This is a genomic window from Proteiniclasticum sp. C24MP (assembly GCF_043951855.1).
Taxonomy (GTDB): Bacteria; Bacillota; Clostridia; order Clostridiales; family Clostridiaceae; genus Proteiniclasticum.
The window spans coordinates 1-21,106 of the sequence record NZ_JBINJW010000030.1; the positions used below are offsets into that span (position 1 = coordinate 1).

The 21,106-nt window shown below is 45.3% G+C and carries 19 protein-coding genes; 14 read left to right on the top strand and 5 right to left on the bottom strand.

All coding sequences use genetic code 11. From position 1 onward, the window contains the following. The first annotated feature begins 96 nt into the window (after positions 1 to 96). The 10 genes from ACHAL6_RS13910 (at position 97) to ACHAL6_RS13955 (ending at position 10,182) form a co-directional block, all read left to right on the top strand. Positions 97 to 843, top strand: coding sequence for a hypothetical protein (locus ACHAL6_RS13910; RefSeq protein WP_395271271.1), 747 nt, complete (start codon positions 97 to 99; stop codon positions 841 to 843). Between the two features lie 190 nt (positions 844 to 1,033). Next, a complete protein-coding gene (locus tag ACHAL6_RS13915) occupies positions 1,034 to 1,396 on the top strand; it encodes a VOC family protein (RefSeq protein ID WP_395271272.1) in 363 nt (120 codons plus the stop codon). A 247-nt stretch (positions 1,397 to 1,643) separates the two neighbouring features. Then, positions 1,644 to 2,630 (top strand): tetratricopeptide repeat protein, encoded by a 987-nt coding sequence (locus tag ACHAL6_RS13920; protein WP_395271273.1) that lies wholly within the window; start codon positions 1,644 to 1,646, stop codon positions 2,628 to 2,630. Between the two features lie 141 nt (positions 2,631 to 2,771). Beyond that, complete coding sequence (locus ACHAL6_RS13925) at positions 2,772 to 3,455, top strand: YjjG family noncanonical pyrimidine nucleotidase (RefSeq protein ID WP_395271274.1); 684 nt, start codon at positions 2,772 to 2,774, stop codon at positions 3,453 to 3,455. Between the two features lie 349 nt (positions 3,456 to 3,804). Beyond that, complete coding sequence (locus tag ACHAL6_RS13930) at positions 3,805 to 4,761, top strand: TAXI family TRAP transporter solute-binding subunit (RefSeq protein WP_395271275.1); 957 nt, start codon at positions 3,805 to 3,807, stop codon at positions 4,759 to 4,761. Between the two features lies 1 nt (position 4,762). Next, entirely contained in the window at positions 4,763 to 5,224 is a 462-nt protein-coding gene (locus ACHAL6_RS13935; protein ID WP_395271276.1) for a DUF1850 domain-containing protein, read from the top strand. Between the two features lie 17 nt (positions 5,225 to 5,241). After that, positions 5,242 to 7,182 (top strand): TRAP transporter permease, encoded by a 1,941-nt coding sequence (locus ACHAL6_RS13940; RefSeq protein ID WP_395271277.1) that lies wholly within the window; start codon positions 5,242 to 5,244, stop codon positions 7,180 to 7,182. Between the two features lie 378 nt (positions 7,183 to 7,560). Continuing rightward, a complete protein-coding gene (locus ACHAL6_RS13945; protein WP_395271278.1) occupies positions 7,561 to 8,220 on the top strand; it encodes an adenylate kinase in 660 nt (219 codons plus the stop codon). A 177-nt stretch (positions 8,221 to 8,397) separates the two neighbouring features. Next, on the top strand, positions 8,398 to 8,619 hold the full coding sequence (locus ACHAL6_RS13950; protein WP_395271279.1) for a CsbD family protein: 222 nt from the start codon (positions 8,398 to 8,400) through the stop codon (positions 8,617 to 8,619). A gap of 186 nt (positions 8,620 to 8,805) precedes the next feature. Next, a complete protein-coding gene (locus ACHAL6_RS13955; RefSeq protein ID WP_395271280.1) occupies positions 8,806 to 10,182 on the top strand; it encodes an aminopeptidase in 1,377 nt (458 codons plus the stop codon). Between the two features lie 91 nt (positions 10,183 to 10,273). Here ACHAL6_RS13955 and ACHAL6_RS13960 read toward each other — a convergent pair whose 3' ends face one another. Next, positions 10,274 to 11,644: a sodium-dependent transporter gene (locus ACHAL6_RS13960; protein ID WP_395271281.1), complete on the bottom strand. Its 1,371-nt coding sequence runs from the start codon at positions 11,642 to 11,644 to the stop codon at positions 10,274 to 10,276. Between the two features lie 385 nt (positions 11,645 to 12,029). Then, on the bottom strand, positions 12,030 to 13,037 hold the full coding sequence (locus ACHAL6_RS13965) for a serine hydrolase domain-containing protein (RefSeq protein ID WP_395271282.1): 1,008 nt from the start codon (positions 13,035 to 13,037) through the stop codon (positions 12,030 to 12,032). Positions 13,038 to 13,203: 166 nt separating this feature from the next. On the opposite strand from ACHAL6_RS13965, the gene ACHAL6_RS13970 reads away from it, so the two are divergent. Then, complete coding sequence (locus ACHAL6_RS13970; RefSeq protein ID WP_395271283.1) at positions 13,204 to 14,448, top strand: DUF4317 domain-containing protein; 1,245 nt, start codon at positions 13,204 to 13,206, stop codon at positions 14,446 to 14,448. Between the two features lie 118 nt (positions 14,449 to 14,566). After that, a complete protein-coding gene (locus tag ACHAL6_RS13975; RefSeq protein WP_395271284.1) occupies positions 14,567 to 15,454 on the top strand; it encodes a fructose bisphosphate aldolase in 888 nt (295 codons plus the stop codon). Between the two features lie 229 nt (positions 15,455 to 15,683). On the opposite strand, the gene ACHAL6_RS13980 is transcribed toward ACHAL6_RS13975, so the two are convergent. The 3 genes from ACHAL6_RS13980 to ACHAL6_RS13990 all read right to left on the bottom strand — a co-directional run bounded on the left by ACHAL6_RS13980 (position 15,684) and on the right by ACHAL6_RS13990 (position 18,719). Continuing rightward, positions 15,684 to 17,003 carry a radical SAM protein gene (locus ACHAL6_RS13980; RefSeq protein ID WP_395271285.1) on the bottom strand — a complete coding sequence of 440 codons (1,320 nt, stop codon included), beginning with the start codon at positions 17,001 to 17,003 and terminating at the stop codon, positions 15,684 to 15,686. A gap of 172 nt (positions 17,004 to 17,175) precedes the next feature. Further along, entirely contained in the window at positions 17,176 to 18,378 is a 1,203-nt protein-coding gene (locus ACHAL6_RS13985) for a cation:proton antiporter (protein ID WP_395271286.1), read from the bottom strand. 2 nt (positions 18,379 to 18,380) lie between these two features. Further along, positions 18,381 to 18,719 (bottom strand): hypothetical protein, encoded by a 339-nt coding sequence (locus tag ACHAL6_RS13990; protein ID WP_395271287.1) that lies wholly within the window; start codon positions 18,717 to 18,719, stop codon positions 18,381 to 18,383. Between the two features lie 282 nt (positions 18,720 to 19,001). On the opposite strand from ACHAL6_RS13990, the gene ACHAL6_RS13995 reads away from it, so the two are divergent. Further along, complete coding sequence (locus ACHAL6_RS13995; protein ID WP_395271288.1) at positions 19,002 to 19,607, top strand: hypothetical protein; 606 nt, start codon at positions 19,002 to 19,004, stop codon at positions 19,605 to 19,607. Between the two features lie 272 nt (positions 19,608 to 19,879). Then, positions 19,880 to 21,052: an ammonia-forming cytochrome c nitrite reductase subunit c552 gene (locus tag ACHAL6_RS14000; protein ID WP_395271289.1), complete on the top strand. Its 1,173-nt coding sequence runs from the start codon at positions 19,880 to 19,882 to the stop codon at positions 21,050 to 21,052. Positions 21,053 to 21,106: the final 54 nt, after the last annotated feature.

A 21,106-nucleotide genomic window follows, 5' to 3' on the forward strand; every position in this document is an offset into this window, starting at 1 on the left:
CTGAAGCATATATCAGAAACTTAAGAAACTATTCATGAATCCTTTCAGTGGTTATGGTACAGTAAAATAAAAGTGAAGAAGAGAGGAAGATGCATTATGGGAAAATGGATCATACGGATCATAGGCGCTCTTCTGGTTCTCGTCCTTGCAGGCGGACTTATACTGTATTTCACGGATAACAGGTACAGCCTTTCCTACAGGAGCTACAGTGCGCTGAAAAATGCCTCCTCCATGGATCTCAGCTTTGAAAGCAGAATGGGCATGGGTGAAAATGATCTGGGTATCCAGGGTGATACCAGGCTTACAATGGATCAGAAAGCATCCTATACGGAAGTAAGTGTGGATCTGGGACCATTGGGTAACAGAAAGATCGTGGACATCTACACCGCGGGGGAAAAGATATATCATAAGTACAATCTGCCTTTTCTTTCCTGGCAGGAAGGAATGCCGATTCTTCAGGAGGATTCCTTCAATCCGACCATGTTCACGGATCTTCAGATGGATGTGAAGCTTCTGGATCTTCTAAAATTCGCTTCCATCCTTGACAGGAATGAAGAGGAGGAGCTTCTGGAGTATTATACGACAGACTACTTCACACCAGAAGAATTCAAGGGGATCCTTGTAGGCCTGCTGAAACTGGATGCGACGGATGTGGAAAACTGGAACATCAGAACATATGAAATCCGGTTTTCGTTTCATAAGAACAGGAAAGAGCTGGAGAAAGTAGCCGTGAAGTTTGATTATGAGGTTTCGGAAATGGTTCTGGGTAATGAGTTTATCCTGATCATCCATGAACTGAATTCCGTACAGGAAATTCCTGTTCCCGATGGAATCGCAGAGTAGCAGTTCAGTAGCAATAAGAGGGCAGAGGTATGATATGTGATGAAACCAGGTAGTCGTTAAAGAGCAGAAGGGATATTGCCTGGGAAGCATCTACTGATGACTGATGATATCATACTGGCACTAAAGCTTGATCGCATGGGCTGAAGCTGCGAAATAGAAATAAGAGTAATCAGATGAGGGGGAGAGTACAATGCATATTAAACACGTGACACTAAGAGTCGCTCATATGGAGGAATCAATTCGTTTTTATGAACTCATTACAGAACTGACGGTTTCTCGGCGTTTTACGGAAGGCGCTGCAGAAGTGGCATTTCTGATAAATGGTGAGGGAGAAACTGAGATTGAGCTTCTCTATATACCAGAAGGACAGACATTTGAAGGAAAAGGCATGTTCATCTGCTTTGAGACAGACCAACTGGATGAAATGCACAAGATTGCTGAAAGAGAAAGTCTTAAGCCATCTCCTATACAGATTCCTGGTGATGGCACACGCTACTTCTATGTCTATGATCCCAATGGAGTATCGATACAGTTAAGGGTTTTCCCGAAATAGCAGGGCTCTGTCATAATCGATCTCAGGTGATTGGGATCAGCCTGATCCCATGGAACTATGTTAACTCAACTATAGAGGTGCCCGTCTTTTTATTATTCGCCCGCCGAGATGATTTAGGACACGGATCATGACGCGTGAATCTGAAACTGTTGGGACAGAATTATATTTTGCTTGAGAGGGAACAGTTATCCCTTCTTTATGTTACAATGGAGAATAGTGAAAATAATGAAAGAAATCGGGAGAAAGAATGAATATAATTTTTTGCAACATCAACTGGATGAAATATTATAACGGAGCATCGGAAAAGGATAGACCCAGACATGCTGGGGTTACTGTGAAGGATCCCTCGGATGTATTTGAACAGAACAATTTCAGGGACTTCAACGGGAAATGCTACGGCTATGTGCGCTCAGGAGGCGACATCCTGCTGGATAAACACTTCAGAGGTGTTCCTCAAGGCACCAAGTCCATGAAGGATCTCACCATTGTATGGTGTGCGGCAATCAATGATGAGGAAGCCCGTATCGTGGGATGGTATAGAGATGCCACAGCCTACAAGGAGATGGTCAGTCTGCCTCTCTATGAAGAGGAATACATCGATTTCAGCTTCATGGCGGATGCGAAGAACTGTGTTCTTGTGCCTGAAGAAGAGCGGACCTTTGTCATCAAGACATCCAAGTCCTCCGCAAACAGGAAAGGAGCCATCAAATCCAACATCTGGTATGCGAAATCAGAGTATGCACAGAGAGAATTCCTGCCAAGGGTGACGGAGTATATTGAAGACTACAGTGGCGATTCTGCCATGATGCTGATTAAGGATCTGAAAGATCAGCGGCCACAAGAGGAAATCACAGGCCATGAAGAAGCTTTATTGAAAGCCAGAGAATCTTATGACGACGAAAACTACAGGCAGGCAGTTCTTTACTACAACGCAGCAAGAGGAATCGAAGATTCCTATGATGCATCCTATGAACTGGCCAATACCTACTTTAAGCTGAACGGGTATGATGAAGCCCTTGAAATAGCGGAGAAGATGATTCTTGCCCATGGGGAGAAAGTGGAACTTGTGGAACTTGCCTTCATGGCCAGTGACATGGTACTTGATATGGAGAAGGCACCGAAGTATTACAGAAGACTGCAGGAGCTGGAAGGACAGCCGCTCACGGATGAAGAGTACTATGAGTACTATAATGAGCTGCAGTCTTTAAACAGAAGCTATAAGCAGTATATCTAGTCCAGGAAGTCAAGCGTGAGATTCAGTGCGGGAGAAATCCCTGCTGGATCTTTTCTTTTGGATGGAATCTATTGACAATACTCGGACTGCATAAAGTTGTGTTAGAATGAGACCATAAAACATTGCGGAGGAACAAATGATATGAAATATAAAGTACTGCTGTTTGATGCAGACGATACACTGTTTGATTTCAGGAAAGCGGAAAGACATGCGTTTATCCGTACCATGGAGGACTATGGATACGACTTTGAGGAAGAAGTGCATCTGAAATCCTATCATGAGATCAATACAGCCATCTGGAAAGAGTTCGAGAAAGGTGAGATCACCCAGAAGAAGCTGAAGGTGGAGCGGTTCAGAAGATACAGAGATGCACTTAACCTGGAGTTTGGTCCGGAGGATTTTGCGGGAAAGTACATGAAGCATCTGTCCCATGCATCCTTTCTTTACCCTGATTCAGAGGAGCTTCTTGAAAAGCTTGATGGAAAATATAAAATGGCCATCATCACCAATGGACTTACAGATGTTCAGACAAGAAGAATCAGAAAATCATCCGTCAGTCATTACTTTGAAGAAATTGTGATTTCTGAAGAAATCCAGGTATCAAAACCGGATCCTGAAATTTTCATCTACACCTTGAATAAGCTGGGGCACGAGGAACTTGACAGTGTTCTTATGATTGGAGACAGCTTAAGCTCTGATATCAGAGGGGGAAGCGCTTTCGGTGTGGATACCTTGTGGTACAATCCCTGGAAGAAAGAAAACACAAGTGAAATAAAGCCCACCTATGAAGTGGCAAGCCTCATGGAGATCCTAGACCATTTATAGAAAAATCGTATAATCAGACAGAAAAGTCGGGTGAAATCCGGCTTTTTCTGCGCCTTTTGCGAAGTGATAAGGTTTACAGATATGAAAGATTTGAAATCATAAAATTCATAATGAAAATATGACCGGAGAACGCTATAATTGACATAAAGCATTATTATCAATGTTTACAAGAGTTAATGGTCAAATTGAATAAAGGGAGTTTGAGTTAATTAAATTAATAAAATGCAGGATTTAAAATTAGATTATTCATTTTTTCGAGTTTTTTATCAAATTTGTATTGACTTTGAGTTCTCATCAATATACAATTCATTTATTATTTATTCACAAATTAAAGGCGGGAGGCAATATTATGAAAAAGGGATTCATTACAATACTAGGGGTAATTCTGGCAAGTACAACCATACTGGCTGCTTGCGGAAACAAAGGAACAGTCGTGAAGCTGGCTACCGGTGGAAATACCGGCACCTACTATTCCTATGGCACTGCTGTAGGGCAGATTGTTGGAGATAAAGAGGATATCTCATTCAACATCCAGTCCACTGGAGCATCAAAAGCGAATATTCAGCTCATCGACGCGGGTGAGGTAGATATGGCCATTGTGCAGAATGATGTCATGGATTATGCATATAACGGTACAGATCTTTTTTTGAGTGATGGTGCAGTGAACGGATTCTCCGCCATGGCTGCAGTCTATGCGGAAGTGGTTCAGATAGTTGCAAACCCTTCTTCAGGAATCACATCCATTGCAGACCTGAAGGGAAAGAGTGTTTCTGTGGGAGATGCGGGAAGCGGTGTGGAATTCAATGCCAAGCAGATTCTGGAAGCTTACGGCATCACTTTCGATGACATCAGCAAACAGAACCTGAGCTTCTCAGCCTCAGCGGATGCCTATAAGGACGGTAAGATCGATGCGTTCTTCGCGACGGCAGGAGCGCCTACCAATGCCATCATGGATCTTGTGACAAGTAAAGATATTCTGATTCTAGGTATTGAAGATGATGTTGCGGCGACGCTCATGGAAAGCTACCCATTCTACACAGTCTATGATATCCCAGGAGGAACCTATACAGGTGTGGAAGATGATGTGACGACTCTGGCGGTGAAAGCGACTTTCATTGTCAGCAACGAACTGGATGAGGATACAGTCTACAACATGACCAAAGCTCTGTTCGAAAACAAGGATGAAATCACTTCAGCCCATGCAAAGGGCAAAGAGCTCAGTGAAGCGTATGCAGTGGCAGGAATCTCCATCCCATTCCATAAGGGAGCTGAAAAGTACTTCAAAGAAGTAGGAGCATTGAAATAAGATGAAGAAGAAAGGTTATCTCCTGGGAGCGCTTCTGCTCCTGGGAGGGATTCTTCTTTTTTCTCTGAAGGAGAAGGAGCTTCTTATCAGAGATCAGGATACAGGAGAAATCTACGGATCCTTTGAAGTGGAAGAGGGCGATGTATTTTCCATCACGTTCATTCATTCTGTGAACAAGAGCCCAGTGACAGACAGACTCATTATAAGAGGCAAGGAGCTTCATGCCTATGAGACCATCTACAGCGCCTTCGGAGCTGGGGTCCAGACAGAACTTATGGAAGGGGAAGAGTTGTCCTATGACAAGGATGGGAACATGGTTATATCCGGTTTTCATCAATCCTATGGGTCACTGAATCTCATAGTGGGTACGGTAAGTGATCATATACTGAGCATACATGGAGAGGAAATCAGCCTGAGAGAACTATGCGGGAGAAACGCATCGATAGAAATTGTAGTGAATTAGAAACGGAGAAGAGAGATATGAAGAAAACAAAAGATCTGGATAGAATCATAACGGATGGGGCAGCAGTGGAAGATCTGCTGGCTGAATTTGATCGTGAGTCCAACACACGTCATTTCACAGGAACCATGAAGCATGTCATCACGGGACTTCTGGTCTCTTTTACACTCTATGTGTTCTGGATGACACTCATCGCCACGCCGCCGGAACAGGTGAGAAGGTCCTCCTTCATCGGGCTTCTGATTTTCATCGGATTTCTGATTTATCCGATTCGTAAAGATCATGCAAAAAGAGTGAACAGAATTCCCTGGTATGATCTGCTCTTTGCGGTTATGGGGGGAGGCGCATTCTTCTATTATGTACTTAATTTTGAAGCCATCGTGGCAAAAGCGGTGAACATCGGTCCCCTTGAAATCACCATGGGTATCATCGGTACGCTGCTTCTGGTGGAGCTGTGCAGAAGAGTGGTAGGCCTGCCGATCCTTGTTGTGGCAGCTGGATTTGTAGCTTATGCTTTTTATTCCGGACATTCTGTGAGAAGAATCATCCATCAGCTTTTCTATACGACAGATGGAATCATCGGAACACCCCTTGGCGTCGCAGCAACCTTCATTGTATTGTTCATCATATTGGGTTCTTTTCTGGAAAAGACAGGCATCGGAACCTTTTTCATCGATATGGCGAATTCCATAGCAGGGGGAGCCTCCGGCGGACCTGCTAAAGTGGCGGTCATATCCAGTGCACTGGAGGGAATGTACTCCGGAAGCTCTGTGGCCAATACGGTTGGAAGCGGAAGCGTAACCATTCCCATCATGAAAGAGACTGGATATAAAAGCGAATTCGCAGCTGCCGTGGAAGCGGCAGCATCCACAGGCGGACAGATCATGCCACCGATCATGGGTGCTGCAGCATTTCTCATGGCTGAGATGACGGATACACCTTACGCCACTGTTGCCATGACAGCCATCCTGCCTGCCCTTCTCTACTTCTCCGGAATCTTCATGATGATTCATCTGGAAGCCAAGAAGCTGGGACTAAAGGGTCTGCCTAAGGAAAGCATTCCTAATTTCTGGAAGCTGCTTTTCAAGAAAGGATATCTGTTTCTGCCGATTGTAACCCTCATCACTTTCATGAGCATGGGAAGAACCCCAGCCTATTCGGCAATCTATGCGATTCTGACGGCGGTCATCGTGAGCATGTTCAGTAAAGATACGAGGCTTACACCGAAGACCTTTACGGAAGCGCTGGCAAACGGAGCGAAAAACACCATGGGGGTTGCCATCGCCTGCGCCATCGCCGGTATCATAGTAGGAATCGTCACACTGACAGGGCTCGGGCAGGATCTTCTCAATGTCCTTATGGGGGTTGCCGGAACCAGTAAACTGCTTGCGCTGTTCCTCACCATGATCAGCTGCATCATTCTTGGCATGGGTGTGCCTACAACGGCGAACTATGTCATCATGGCCACCATCACCGCGCCCATCGTCATGAGTATGGGGGTACCGATGCTGGCAGCTCATATGTTCGTATTCTACTTCGGCATCGTGGCGGATATCACGCCACCGGTAGCCCTGGCGGCCTATGCGGGGTCTGCCATCGCCAAGTCCAATCCGTTCAAGACAGGTGTACAGGCTACTAGACTCGCCATAACCGCCTTCATCGTACCTTACATCTTCGCCTTTAACCCTGCTATGCTTCTTATTGATACCACGGTTCCGGAAGTGGTGCGAATCGTCATCACCTCTCTCATCGGCATCTTCGGAGTTTCAGTGGCCATGGAAGGCTTTATGCTGACGGAGATGAAAGCCTGGGAAAGGCTGATCATAGGCGGTGCAGGACTCATGCTCATTGATCCGAACTTTCTGACGGATTTCACTGGAATACTTGTGATCTTCACCATGGTCTATCTGCAGTGGGCAAAATCAAAGAAGCTGAGGGTTTCCCTGGAACAGGCTGTTTAGATGAGATTTGACTTTTCAGCCACTAAGCCTGAAGTGAAATGAAAGGCTCTGACATAGGATGCAGTTGCCATGAAATATTTCCAAGCCCGAAGGAGGTCGTCGATACAGCGACTTCCCTCGGGCTTGCATTCTTTTGTCACGCCAAAAAGAAGATCAGAAACAGAAAGCCTCCTGCATTTCTTCATGAACGGCACTACGATGAAAGAGTCCGAAATCTGCCGCATCTGGAACTGTTTCTCTCGGATGTCAGAAGGTTCAGGGGAAAAGTGGATGGAAACGGAGCAACACGGGAAACCCTATGGAAATTTCAGTGAATAAGTGCTAAGCTAAAATAAAATGGTCAGAAAATTCGGCCGATCATCTGTGGAGGGATTTTTTATGAGAATTATTCTACTGGGACCACCTGGCGCAGGAAAAGGAACACAGGCAAAATTCATATCTGAAAAATTCGGTATACCTCATATTTCCACTGGAGATATCTTTATGAGAAACATCTCTGAAGGAACGGAACTGGGCAGAAAGGCGAAAAACTATATCGACCAGGGTCTTCTGGTGCCGGATGAAGTGACCATTGACCTGGTGATGAACCGCCTGGAGCAGAATGATGTGAAGGAGGGGTATCTCCTGGACGGATTCCCGAGAACCGTTCATCAGGGGGATGTGCTCTGCAGGATGATCAGTGAAAGTGGTCAGATGTTGGATGCGGCACTTCTCATTGATGTACCATCCTCCTATATAAAAGAAAGAATGCCGGGAAGACGAATCTGCAAGTTCTGCGGTTCAAGCTATCACCTGCAGTTCAATCCTCCTGATGAGGAAGGTCTTTGTGATCACTGCGGTCATGAACTGGTACAAAGACGTGATGATCATGTGGAAGCCGTGGAAGAAAGGCTGAAAGTCTACGAGGAACAGACCATGCCGCTGATTGATTATTTCGAGAAGAAGAAACTCCTGGTGAGAATCGATGGGACCAGAGAAATTGAAGAAGTCACCAGAGAAATTGTGGAGAAACTCCGTGCTCTGGAGAAGAATGAATAAGATGAGAGAACTGTGTCTATAGTGAATGAAGACTGAATTATCAGTTAATTCCCTGAGATTCTATGGTATTGTAGTGGTTAATGGTGTTACCATGAACGTATAGGATGAAAGACGAAGCGAGAGATTCGTTTTAAAAATCAGCTTGAACAGTATGAAAAAAATCAGGAGGGATCATGAATGACAGATTTTAAGGATAAATTTGACAATAAAATGGACAAAGCAAAAGGAAAACTAAACGAAACTGTTGGTAAAATAACAGATGATGAATCTCAGGAACTGAAAGGAAAGCTTCAGCAGAAGAAAGCGGAAGCAGAAGAAGATTTTGAGGAAGCAAAAGACAGCGTTGCAGATAAAATCAACGATGCCTTTGATGATGACGACAAGAAGAGAAACAGATAGTCTGGAAGTAAGAACGTAAACGTCTTTCAGCTACATACCCGATGCGAAAGCACCGGGTATATCTATGTCTGGAATTATTGCATTCTTCTGAAGGAAACTGTACTGGTGAGCGAATATCCCCTGAATGTCTTATGTTATAATTGAAAACAGTGATATTAAAATATGAAATGAAAAGGGGATAAGAAATTGGAAAGAAAAAACATCTGGCTGAATTATGATCAGAAAGAACTGGAGACACTGGAAGATGTGAACAAGGAATACATGGCTTATCTGGATGCCGGAAAGACGGAAAGAGAAGTCGTGAAGGTATCTGCTGAAATGGCGGAAAAAGCGGGTTATGTGAATCTGGAGGAAATCATCAGAAACAAGACGAAGCTGAAGGCTGGGGACAAGGTTTATGCAACCCTCATGAAGAAAGCCATCGCACTGTTTCTCATCGGAGAGGAGTCCATTGAAAAGGGAATGAATATTCTTGGTGCTCACGTGGATTCACCAAGACTGGATGTGAAGCAGAATCCTTTATATGAGGATACAGACCTTGCATACCTTGATACACACTATTATGGTGGAATCAAGAAGTATCAGTGGGTAACTATTCCACTGGCCATTCATGGAGTGGTGATCAAAAAGGACGGAACAGCCATTGACGTGGTCATCGGCGAAGATGAAAAAGACCCAGTGGTGTTCATCTCTGATCTTCTGATTCATCTTTCCAGGGAGCAGCTTGAAAAGAAAGCAGGGAAGGTCATTGAAGGGGATGATCTGAACATCATCGTCGGAAATAAGCCGCTGAAAGGTGAAGAGAAGGATTCTGTGAAGAAGGAAGTTCTGAGACTGCTGAAGGATACCTACGACATCGAAGAAGATGATTTCCTTTCAGCAGAGCTGGAAGTGGTTCCTGCAGGTCGGGCAAGAGAGGCCGGCCTTGACCGGAGCATGGTCATGGCATACGGACATGATGACAGAGTCTGTGCCTACACATCACTGGCTGCCATGCTGGAATTCGATTCATTGAAAAGAACAGCTTGCACACTTCTTGTGGACAAGGAAGAAATCGGAAGTGTCGGCGCTACTGGGATGCGTTCGAAATTCTTCGAAAATACCCTGGCAGAGCTTCTGGAAGCCATGGGCATCTACAGCGAGCTGACTCTGAGAAGAGCTCTGGCAAATTCCAGAATGCTGTCCTCCGATGTCAGTGCAGGCTACGATCCGACCTATGCATCTTCTTTTGAGAAGAAGAATGCAGCCCTACTCTCAAGAGGAATGGTCTTCAACAAATTCACGGGTGCAGGCGGAAAATCAGGTTCCAATGATGCCAATCCGGAATACATGGCAGACCTTAGAAGAATTCTTGATGAAAACAATGTGGCTTATCAGACTGCAGAGCTTGGCAAGGTCGATGTAGGCGGCGGTGGCACCATCGCATACATTCTGGCACTTTATGGCATGGAAGTCATCGACTGCGGTGTGGCGGTCCTTAACATGCATGCGCCATGGGAAGTTGTAAGCAAAGCGGATGTCTATGAAACAAAGAAAGGCTACATGGCATTTCTTAGAAACTAACAAATAAATGACAATGAAAAAGGACGGGAGTTTCATGTGTATGACACTCCTGTCCTTTTTCATTTTAGCTTTATCTTATGTTGAAATCATGCTATCCGATGATCTTATCCAGCAGTCCCGTTGTACTCAGCAGAATGACGAAAACAAGGATGGGGACGATGTACTTGATGAGCACGGACCAGAGCTTTTCAGTTCTGAAGTTTCCGCCTGTCTTGATTTCCTTGACGGCATTAGGTACACCCCATACAAATCCGATGAACAGTGCGCTGAGCAGTCCGCCAAGTGGCAGCAGGTAATAGGATGTCACAACATCAAGGAAGTCGAAGATGCCATAGCTGTTGCCGTCGATCCATGGAATCAGGAAATCGCTCCAGGCACCCATGGAAAGGGATGCGCCAATTCCGATGACGAACATCACAGTGGTGAATACAAGAACGGAGACTTTACGGCTCCATTTCAGTCTGTCGATGCCAAAGGCTACCGTCACTTCCATCAGGGAGATGGAAGAAGAGATGGCTGCAAAGAAGACGAGAATGAAGAAAATCAGAGAGAAGATCGTGCCAAGAGGCATGCTCTCAAATACGGCCGGCAGGGTGATGAACATGAGTCCAGGACCCTCACCAGGTGCAAAACCGAAGGCGAATACCGCTGGAAGAATGGCAAATCCGGCCATGATGGCTACCAGTGAGTCCAGAGAAGGAATCAGCAAGGCATCTTTTTCCAGGTCCTCCTGTTTGCTCAGATAACTTCCGTAGGTGACCATGCAGCCCATACCAAGGCTCAAGGAGAAGAACACCTGACCCAGAGCGGCTACGAATACCTTCAGCGTGATTTCACTGAAATTCGGTGTGAGGTAATACTTCAGCCCTTCAGAAGCCCCTTCCAGGGTCACGGAACGGAGCACGATGACCATCAGCATGATGAAAAGAGCGGGCATGACGATTTTTACTGCCTTTTCTATTCCACCGGAAACTCCTCGAATAACGATGAATGCTGTAATCCCCATGAAAAGAAGATGATAAAGTACAGGTTCCACCGATGAAGTGATGAAATTGGTGAAGTATCCCGCTTTATCTGCACCTACGCCTGTGATGCTTGCCACGACGTATTTCAGGACCCATCCACCGACTACGGAGTAGTAGGACAGAATCAGAAACCCTGCAAGTATCCCGAAGCCTCCGATAAAGCCCCAGCCTTTCTTCAGTTTATTGTATGCGCCGTAGGCATCAGAGTTGGTATGTCTGCCGATGGATAGTTCAGCCAGCATCAGTGTGAAACCGAGAATGACCACCAGTCCCACATAGACCAGTACAAAAGCGCCTCCACCATTTTCACCGGCCAGATATGGGAATTTCCAGAGATTTCCCAGTCCTACGGCGGATCCGACAGCTGCCATGAGAAAACCGAAACGTGAGGACCACATGCCTCTTTCCGGAGTCTGTTCAGGTTTTAATTGTTGCATAAATAATTCCCCCTTATTAAATCTAAATTGATAGTTGTTTAATAAAATGATAAAAAAACTATCGTTTTACAAATTTATACCACTTATTATAATAAGAATGATACTTACAGTTCAATAACTTTCTGCAGAAGGGAAACTGATTTATGATTATGATAAATTGTTTTTAAAATTTCGGCTTTCAAAGTATATATAGGAAGCTGCATATTATGAATCAATCAGAAAGAAAGGAAGATTGATAAAAAATTACCGGAAGTGTAGGATGTGGAAAAGATAGAAGCGTCATACATATGTATTGAAAAAGATAGGGTATGTCTATTACGAAGAAGGGCCTCTCTCTGCTCAAGAATCGATCATGAGCAGAGGGAGACCCTTCTTTATGCAGTGATTATCTGAAATTATTCATGATGCCATAAGCCTTAAAAGCCTGGTCTTCTCTGTTGCACAGGATCGTAAGAGTAAGCTCCGTTTTCAGATCATATTCGCTGATCATGGAGATACCGGGGTCGGCGCCCATGACATAGAGTCCCGAGACGGGAGAAGCATCCTTTCTGATCCAGACGCCATATCCGTATCGCTCCTTCTCGTTTTCAGCCTGTACAGAGCACATTTCCAGGAGAAGGGGGTCCTGAAGAAGCTTTTCACTTTGCAGGGCTTTCCAGAAGCGCCTCATGTCGGAGACGGTTGTATAGGCACCACCGTCACCCCCACCGATGACCGGGATGGCATAGATGTTAGATACCAGCTGGCCAGGTTCTTCTTCATAGTATCCAAGAGCGGTATTCGGAGGAAGAGCGTTCATGGCGAAGTATCCGCTCTCTTCCATGGCTGCCGGCAGGAATACCGTTTCCTTCACCACTTCAGGGAAAGGCTGTCCGGTGACGGATTCAATGAGCATGGAGAGAATCACAAAACCGCCATCATTGTAGCTGAATTTTTCTCCAGACTGAAACTCCATCCTGTTGTCTTTCAGAAGAACAAGAAAATCTTTCGGGGTTCTCATTGCGTACATGGGCAGGTTCTTCCAGAGATCTGCATAGTTTTCGTCTGCATCTTCCCTGAAGTAGTCCTGAAATCCAGAAGTATGTGTCAGAAGATGTCCTACAGTAACGCTTCTGTCCATGAATGGAAAAGAGTCAGGAAGAAGCGTGGTCACGGAATCCGTGAGAGACAGGGCTCCCTTTTCCACAAGCTTCAAGGCCGCCACGGCTGTGAAGATTTTGGACCCAGATGCCACAGGAAACCTTGTGCCCACGGTGTTGGGCACGGCTTCGTTCACCACAGCAAGGCCAAAGGCCTCTTCATAGAGAACTTCATTCTTTCTGGTCAGGGACAGGACACCGGAAAATCCGGGCAGTTCATTCAGCAGTGTCTTTCTTCGTTTTTCAATCTCCATATCAGTTCCTCCTCCAGGTTCATTTCTGATACCATGATACCACGGAGAATAGAACAGGTATATTCTTAATCTGCAGGGACCTGAAATGTCCTTTGAAGGAATCCTGATTCTGTGCTAAATTAGGGAAGTACGATTAAGTTTATAGAAGTGAAAGTAAGGGGTAAATATGCAGAAGAAAGATATACTGGAAATCAAGAAAAGATACAAGAAGGATCAGGCGACCTTTTCCAAAATGACTGGTTGCTATGTCAACGGAGAAAAGAAGATTGTGACGAAATTCAGGGAGACCTTCCTCAATCTGGAAGAAGAGGAATATCACAAGTACCTTGAAATTGCCAAGAAAGTGCTTACCGGAACAGTGGGAAATAACCTCCTGGAGCTCAGATTTCAGGAGGAAGTAGGTAAAATCAGTGAGAAACAGAGCTTCTTCATGGACATCAAGAGAACAAGACTTCTGAAAGATGAACTTCTGGATGCATTCTACGAAAGCGTCATTGAAAACTATCATTATGTCGGGAACTTCATCATCCTCCTGTTTCATGATGCTTATGATGTGATCACCAAGACGGAAGACAACCTGAAGCTGGATGAATCGGAAGAGGTCTATGAGTACGTCCTGTGTGCTGTCTGTCCGGTTTCGCTTTCGGATCCGGGGCTCAGCTATGTGGAGGACGAGAACATGATCCGTGCCCGTCACAGGGACTGGGTGGTGGAGATGCCAAAGCACGGATTCGTCTATCCGGCTTTCATTGACAGGAGTCAGGACCTTAATGCGGTGATGTACTTCACCAAGAACGGCAAGGATCCCCATCCGGAGTTCATGGAAGATATTCTGGGCTGTGAAATGCGAGAGACAGCGCAGCTTCAGAAGGAATCCTTCCAGTCCATGGTGAAGGGGTCTCTGGAAGCAGGAAACCAGCCTTCCGAAGAGATCTTCATGGAAGTGCAGGATCAGCTCAGTGCCATGGTGGCAGACTACAAAGCCACTTATGCAGATGCGGATGTGGAGCCCATGGTGCTGACCCATAGAGATGTGGAGGGGATACTGAAGGACAACGGGATTCCGGAAAATGTCACGAAGGAAATCACCGAATCCTATGCATCTTACTATGGAGAAGATCTTCCGCTGGCTGAAAGCCTCCTCGATGCCAAGGTGCTCAAGGAGAAGCAGCAGAGAGAGAAGGAAGAAAGGCTGAAGAAGGAAGTGAGCCTTCTTCATGGGGAGCTGGAGAAAGTCAAAGAAGAGAAGGAGAAGGAAGTAAACGGAGACTATGATGTCATCCTTCGGGTGAAGGAGGAGAAGGTCTCAAAGATCAGAAGCCAGATCATTGACGGACAGAAGTGCATCGTCATTCCTGTAGAGGAACATGAACAGGCCATGATCAATGGCGTGGAAGATCTTCTGAAGTAGAAAATCCCCTTTGCTAATAGCCTAAATATTTTGACAATTATTTTTTAAAAGCCTATCATAGAAGTATATAGGTTTAAGTATCTGATTGAAAGAATATAGGAAAGTGAGGGATTTTAAGATGAACATGGAACAGGTACAGAGAATGAGACAGGGCAGAGGGTTCATTGCTGCTCTGGATCAGAGTGGTGGAAGTACACCTAAGGCATTGGCGGGATATGGAATTGAGAAAGATCAGTACAAAGATGAGAAGGAAATGTTTGATCTGGTTCATGCCATGAGAACAAGAGTCATGACCAGCCCTGCTTTCAGTTCGGACCATATTCTTGCTGCGATTTTATTCCAGCAGACCATGGAAAGAGAAGTGGAAGGCATGCCTACGGCAGATTATCTGTGGCAGAAAAAGGGGATCATCCCAATTCTGAAAGTGGATAAAGGTCTTGCTGAAGAAAAGAACGGGGTACAGCTCATGAAGCCCATTGACAATCTGGATGAGATTCTTGAAAAAGCCAAGGCGTATAATATATTCGGCACCAAAATGCGTTCTGTAATCAAGAAAGCCAATGAAGAAGGAATCAGGGAAATCGTGGCCCAGCAGTTTGAAATCGGGAAGAAGATACTTGAAGTGGGACTGTTTCCGATCATCGAACCGGAAGTGGATATCAGAAGTTCCGACAAGAAGGAATCAGAAGTGATTCTGAAAAGGGAAATTCTGAAGCATCTTGAGAAGCTTCCTGAAGATGAAATGGTGATGCTGAAGCTGTCCATTCCGGATGAAGACGGATTCTACACGGAACTCATCAAGCATCCCAGAGTCATGAGAGTAGTGGCCCTATCCGGAGGCTACTCAAGAGAAGAATCCGTAGTGCTTCTCAAACGCCATCCTGGTCTCATTGCAAGCTTCTCAAGAGCACTGCTGGAAGGGCTGAATCATTCCTACAGCGATGTCAGATTCAATTCCACCCTGGAAAAATCCGTCAGGGAAATCTATGAAGCATCCATTGTATAGTCTATAATTGGCAGGGAACACTCACAGCGGAAAGAATCCGTAGAGTGTTCCCTTTTTCATGAAATGAGAAAAGACGCCGCTGGGCGTCTTTCTCAACTATATTATGCAGTCTACGGACTACTTCAGGTTTCCAGGAGCAGCCTTCAGGATTCTTCCGGAATTCACCTTTGCAGGAGCAACTGCAGGTCTTACGATACGCATCGACTCACCTCCTTTCAATAAGCATGATTTATAGTAGACTGTTTTTCCAGATGAGACCAAGTACTTTTCGGATATTGTTCTTCTCAGATGGGCACGGTCTGTCTCCAGTAAGCATTCTATACCAGGGACAGTGATTTCCCTGACAGGAAGGCCTGTAGAAACAGGACTGACAGGTTGTATCCGTTTCTTCTCCAGAGGTTACCCAGGAGATGATCTTATCGTAATCAAGGTCAAGACTTCCATCCATATTCAGATGCCCTACATGGTTGATGTCGGCATCAAGTGCTGTGGTGCATTTATAGAGCTGACCGTTGGAGCCGATGACCATGGCATTGGGCTTTGCGGCATAGCATACTGAGCCACCAGGCATGATCATACCCGAGATGGAGGAGCTCATGAAGAGGTTCTTGTCCACTGCATCAGCAGTGAACGCCCAGATCTTCTTGTTGGCGGTCATATGGGAGCAGATGGGAATGTCTTCGTCATGTTCACCACCCCATCGTCCCACAGGACGATAGAGAAGACCGAACCGCTTGTCCCCTGCGAAGTAGGACCTGAGATACTCCGTCAGCTCTTCGGTTTCCTTCAGATTATCCTGGTCGAAGTTCACACGGATACTGATGTCGAATTCTTCACTGCTTTCACTGGCGCCTTTAAGGTTTTCCATGATGTCCTTGAAGGTCTTTCCGCCGCCGATGAGAAAACGTCTGCTGTCGTGCACCGCTTCCACACCATCGATGGTGATCATGTACTGACGGATATCCATGTCGAGGAGTCTTTTGAACACATCCCTGTTCAGGAAGTATCCGTTGGTGGAGATATCTGCGGAATAGGCGATCTCATGTTCCTTGGCGATGGCCTGGAACTCCTTTGAAAGCTCTTCCATAAGATCGATTTCCAGAAGGGGCTCCCCGCCGAACCAGCTGATATGCAGTGTGTTTATGGTTCGGGCTCTTTCTCTCACCAGTGCTTTCACCCCTGCGATGGTTTCATCGGTCATTTTTCCTCTGGTGAAGGACTCATAGCAGTAGGTGCATCTGAAATTACAGGCTTCCGTAGGCATGAGAATCAGATGAAGCATGTCGGTGCGATGCATGGACTGATGGAGAAACTGTGCTCTTTTCAGTTCATCAATGTGTTCTCCAACAAGAAATCCGTTCTCCTGAAGGGCTTTCTTCACTTCCGTATCAGGATGTGCATCTGCGTTTTTAAGAAGACCCAGGACTTCTTCCTTTTCGTCCTTTGAGAAATCGATGAGTGCACCGGTGTAGCTGTTATATAGGATCAGACCTTCCTCCTCTGTATGAGAAAGGGCATTGAATCTGGATGCTTTAAATATACTGGACAAATTGAATCCCCCTTTAGGATCAGATAGTCAGGATAATATGTATGGATTGTTATTTAACTGATAATTATTATCGAATATGACAGATATCATTTTAGCACAGTTTTAAAAATCAATAAAGAAAAAACAGCTGAAGCACATCCTGTATGCCATGCTTCAGCTGCCGTGATTTGTCCTATACTGCTGTACTGAGTTTCTTCTCCAGTACCGGCTGGATATCGCCTGCTTTTGTCAGAGCGATTTTGGTGACCACCGGACCTACAAGTTCATAGATCACTGTTCCGGCAAGGATAATGACCTTAATGGTCTGTCCGTATTCCGGCAGTACGGAAAGTGCTACGGAAGCCAGCCCTATGGCTACACCTGCCTGGGGAATCAGGGTGAATCCCAGATACCTGCGGACGGGTTCCTCGCACTTGCAAAGACTTGCACCAAGGGTTGCTCCAGATACTTTACCGATGACTCTGACGATCACGTAGATGAGTCCCACTACACCAACGGAAGGAAGAATCGCTATATTAAGATCTGCTCCGGAGATGAAGAAGAACATCATGAAGATGGGAGGCGTGAAGCGTTCGATCTGATCAAATACAGAATTGGCTGTACTGGAGAAGTTGACGAATACTGCGCTCAGCGCCATACAGGACAGAAGTTCTGAGAAGCCCAGGTACTTTGAAAGTCCTAAGGTCAGAGCAATCATGGCGATGGTGACAGAGAGTCTGTTTCCTCTTCCACTGAACCATTTGATGAGTAGGGTCTGGATGACGCCCATCACAGCACCAATCAGCAATGCACCGATGATATCGTAAAATGGCTTAAGTAGTGTCATAAGGAGGGAAACTTCCTCTGTGGCATTGAGTGTCTTCACGATGGCCAGTGAAATCCCGAACAGCATCAGTGCGATGGCATCATCTATGGCCACCACAGGCATCAAGGTATTTGTAACCGGCCCCTTCGCCTTGTACTGACGTACAACCATCAGTGTAGCCGCTGGAGCTGTGGCTGCTGCAATGGCACCAAGCATCAGAGAGAAGGAAAGATCATGTCCTGTGAGGATCAGAGCCAGGTCCACCAGGGCAACAGCCATGAAGGCTTCAAGTACGGCGATGACCACGGGCGCTTTTCCTACCTTCTTGAGGTAACTGAATTTGAACTCTGAACCGATGGAAAAGGCGATGAATCCCAGGGCGATTTCTGAAATGGGTTCAAAGGAAACAATGGCTTCATGGGGAAGCAGCTTGAACATATAGGGGCCTGCAAGAAGTCCCATGATGAGATAGGCTGTGACATTAGGCAGATGGAATTTCTTGATTGCCTTACTGGACAGAAGAGATAAAAGAAGTGCGATGCCGAGATAGATGAATATTTTCATTTCCATGCCTATTCACCTAGCCCTTCCACAGAAGTCAGCGGAATGGAAAACATGATTCCGGCTCCGGGTTTATTGAGATCACCTGTAATTCTCTTTACGGTGGATTTTGTCTTCAGAACCTGTTCATCTCGTAGTACGAACAGAAGTACGTGGCTGTTCTCTTCATAGGTATCGGACATCAGATGCCTCATCATACCAAATACGGGAAGCTCTTCGTGCTGCATCAGTACATTGGCCATACCTTTGCCTTCCAAGAGCGTTCCACCTTTGATACCAGCTTCAGCAAGTTCGGTCAGCAGATTGTCGATACATTCAATATCTTTAAGAATAAGTATTAATAATTGCATGGGGTCTCCTTTCATCTGAGTTAGATCAACAGATTTTATCCTACGCCTCTGAAAACCAGGTGTCAAATGAACAAAACCCCTTATATTGAGCCATATATTAAGGATTTCCATATTAATTGTAGTGAATAGACTGATATTTTGACACAATTAAGAATTGAAAATGTATACACTTCAAAATGAATAATTTTTTTCTTAACGAAAAATATTGATTGTACAGATAGAAGGACAGCTAATCTGCTAAGATGAATACAACAGAAAAGTGTATATTGAGGAGGAATAAAAATGAAAAAGACGGCAATATTTCTTGTGATCAGCATGCTGATCACGACCATGGCAGGGTGTGCCGGAAAGAATGAGAATCAGGAAAGTCAGGGATCTACGGAAAAGCAGAGCGAAGAGCAGCAGGAAGAAGTCAGTGTGGACAAGAATCTTCTCAGCGTTGAAATCATATTACCCTCGGATCTTGCAGGGGATCTGAGTGATTTTGACAAGGAGGCCTATCTTTCTGAGAACCCGGGCATGAAAGATGCAGAGGTTCTTGCGGATGGATCTCTGAAGCTGACCATGAGTCGTGCAAAGCACGAAGAGCTCATGGAGGAAATGAGGGAAAGCGTCGATGAAGCATTCAATATGCTGATGACCGACGAAGAGACCTCCTACATCAAAGATGTGAGAAGATCCGATGACTACAGAAAAGTGGATGTGATGGTAGACCGGGAAGAGTATGATAATGCCTTTGATCTGTCCGCACTGACCATCATGATGTCCGTAGCCATGTACCAGGTCTTTGAGGGAGAGGAGTTTAATCTTCTGATTCGCTATCTGGATGAGAAAACAGAGGAAGTCCTTGAAGAGGTAAAACTTCCGGAAGATTGGAATGAGGAGTAATATCATTGCATCTAAAAAGCAGAAGATCGTGAGTTGGTACTGAAAAATTGATGGATACTCCATGAGAAAAAGGCTAAGAACATGCTGTACCCATTAAAAATGGATTGGTGAAGCGTTCTGGCCTTCTATTTTTGTGCTGCGATTCTTAAGAATAGACCAATTTTGAACCTGAATTGTATTGGAAATGAAGATAATATTTTAGTGCATATATGTTATAATAATATCGTAGACTGAATATTAAGATAAAAAACAAACAGTGAGGAGGGAAGGTTATGAAGAAACGGCTACTGTTACTTTCAGCCATCGGTATAGCCATTCTGTCGACTGCTTGTTCCGGAAGTAAGGAGGGTATTATTTCAGCCAGCGAATGGGAAGAGGAACATCCTGAAATCTATGCAAGTTATCTGGAAAACAGCGAGATGGAGGAAACCACCTATGGAGGATCTGTTCCCATCGACTACCTGGAGAAATATCCCTATCTGAAAGTGCTATATGAAGGAAATAGTTTCAGTGTGGAATATCTCAGAGCAAGAGGACATACCTATGCACTGGAAGACATCATTCATACAGAAAGAAGTAAACCCGGAGCGAGCTGCTTGTCCTGTAAGACCAGCGGATTTCTGGAACTAGTAGAGGAGCACGGCGAGGAAGCTCATGCCATGGTGTTTGAGGACGTGGACAAGAGCGAAATGGAAACCATCAGCTGCTATGACTGTCACAAGAACGAGCCGGGTGTCATTACCATTACAAGAGAACATCTAAGCACTGCGCTGGAAGGCATCGGTGGAGAATTCAAGGATGGAGATCTGGTCTGTGCGCAGTGTCATGTGGAGTATTATCTAGATCCGGATACAAAAGAAGTCATCATGCCTTCTGTAAATGGACTGACCCCTGCGGAAATGATGGCCTACTATGATGAAGCGGATTATTCCGACTGGGTGCATCCAAGTTCAGGAGCAGAGCTACTGAAAGTGCAGCATCCCGAATGGGAAACCTATCAGGGAAGCATCCATAACAATATGGGCGTTACCTGTATCACCTGCCACATGCCTGATATGGAAGGCGCAGACGGCGAAACGCTTCCAGCCCATCAGTGGACAAGTCCACTGAAGACCATAGAAGCTTCGTGCCTTGGATGTCATCAGGACTTCACGGCGGAAAGCCTCACTAAGAGAGTGGAGGATCTTCAAGGTGCTGTGGAAGAAAAGATGAATGAAACGGCACTGCTCATTGTGGATCTTATTGATGCACTGAAGAATGCGGAAAGCAACGGAATCTCGGAAGATAAGATTGTGGAAGCAAGACAGCTGCATAGAGAAGCGCAATGGTATTGGGATTTCGTATTCGTCGAGAACAGTGAAGGATTCCATAATAATGCCAAAGCTCATGAGCTGCTGGATCTTTCCAGAAGTCTCACAGAAGAAGCATTATCTATCCTGAACTGACAGTGAAGCAAATATATCAAATAAAAGATGAATAAGACTCCTGAAACGGGAGTC

Coding starts and splice junctions, on each gene's coding strand:
- ACHAL6_RS13990 (WP_395271287.1), bottom strand. CDS start 18,719: ATGCAATTATTAATACTTATTCTTAAAGATATTGAATGTATCGACAAT.
- ACHAL6_RS14000 (WP_395271289.1), top strand. CDS start 19,880: ATGAAGAAACGGCTACTGTTACTTTCAGCCATCGGTATAGCCATTCTG.
- ACHAL6_RS13950 (WP_395271279.1), top strand. CDS start 8,398: ATGACAGATTTTAAGGATAAATTTGACAATAAAATGGACAAAGCAAAA.
- ACHAL6_RS13965 (WP_395271282.1), bottom strand. CDS start 13,037: ATGGAGATTGAAAAACGAAGAAAGACACTGCTGAATGAACTGCCCGGA.
- ACHAL6_RS13935 (WP_395271276.1), top strand. CDS start 4,763: ATGAAGAAGAAAGGTTATCTCCTGGGAGCGCTTCTGCTCCTGGGAGGG.
- ACHAL6_RS13970 (WP_395271283.1), top strand. CDS start 13,204: ATGCAGAAGAAAGATATACTGGAAATCAAGAAAAGATACAAGAAGGAT.
- ACHAL6_RS13985 (WP_395271286.1), bottom strand. CDS start 18,378: ATGGAAATGAAAATATTCATCTATCTCGGCATCGCACTTCTTTTATCT.
- ACHAL6_RS13960 (WP_395271281.1), bottom strand. CDS start 11,644: ATGCAACAATTAAAACCTGAACAGACTCCGGAAAGAGGCATGTGGTCC.
- ACHAL6_RS13920 (WP_395271273.1), top strand. CDS start 1,644: ATGAATATAATTTTTTGCAACATCAACTGGATGAAATATTATAACGGA.
- ACHAL6_RS13940 (WP_395271277.1), top strand. CDS start 5,242: ATGAAGAAAACAAAAGATCTGGATAGAATCATAACGGATGGGGCAGCA.
- ACHAL6_RS13915 (WP_395271272.1), top strand. CDS start 1,034: ATGCATATTAAACACGTGACACTAAGAGTCGCTCATATGGAGGAATCA.
- ACHAL6_RS13995 (WP_395271288.1), top strand. CDS start 19,002: ATGAAAAAGACGGCAATATTTCTTGTGATCAGCATGCTGATCACGACC.
- ACHAL6_RS13930 (WP_395271275.1), top strand. CDS start 3,805: ATGAAAAAGGGATTCATTACAATACTAGGGGTAATTCTGGCAAGTACA.
- ACHAL6_RS13945 (WP_395271278.1), top strand. CDS start 7,561: ATGAGAATTATTCTACTGGGACCACCTGGCGCAGGAAAAGGAACACAG.
- ACHAL6_RS13975 (WP_395271284.1), top strand. CDS start 14,567: ATGAACATGGAACAGGTACAGAGAATGAGACAGGGCAGAGGGTTCATT.
- ACHAL6_RS13925 (WP_395271274.1), top strand. CDS start 2,772: ATGAAATATAAAGTACTGCTGTTTGATGCAGACGATACACTGTTTGAT.
- ACHAL6_RS13910 (WP_395271271.1), top strand. CDS start 97: ATGGGAAAATGGATCATACGGATCATAGGCGCTCTTCTGGTTCTCGTC.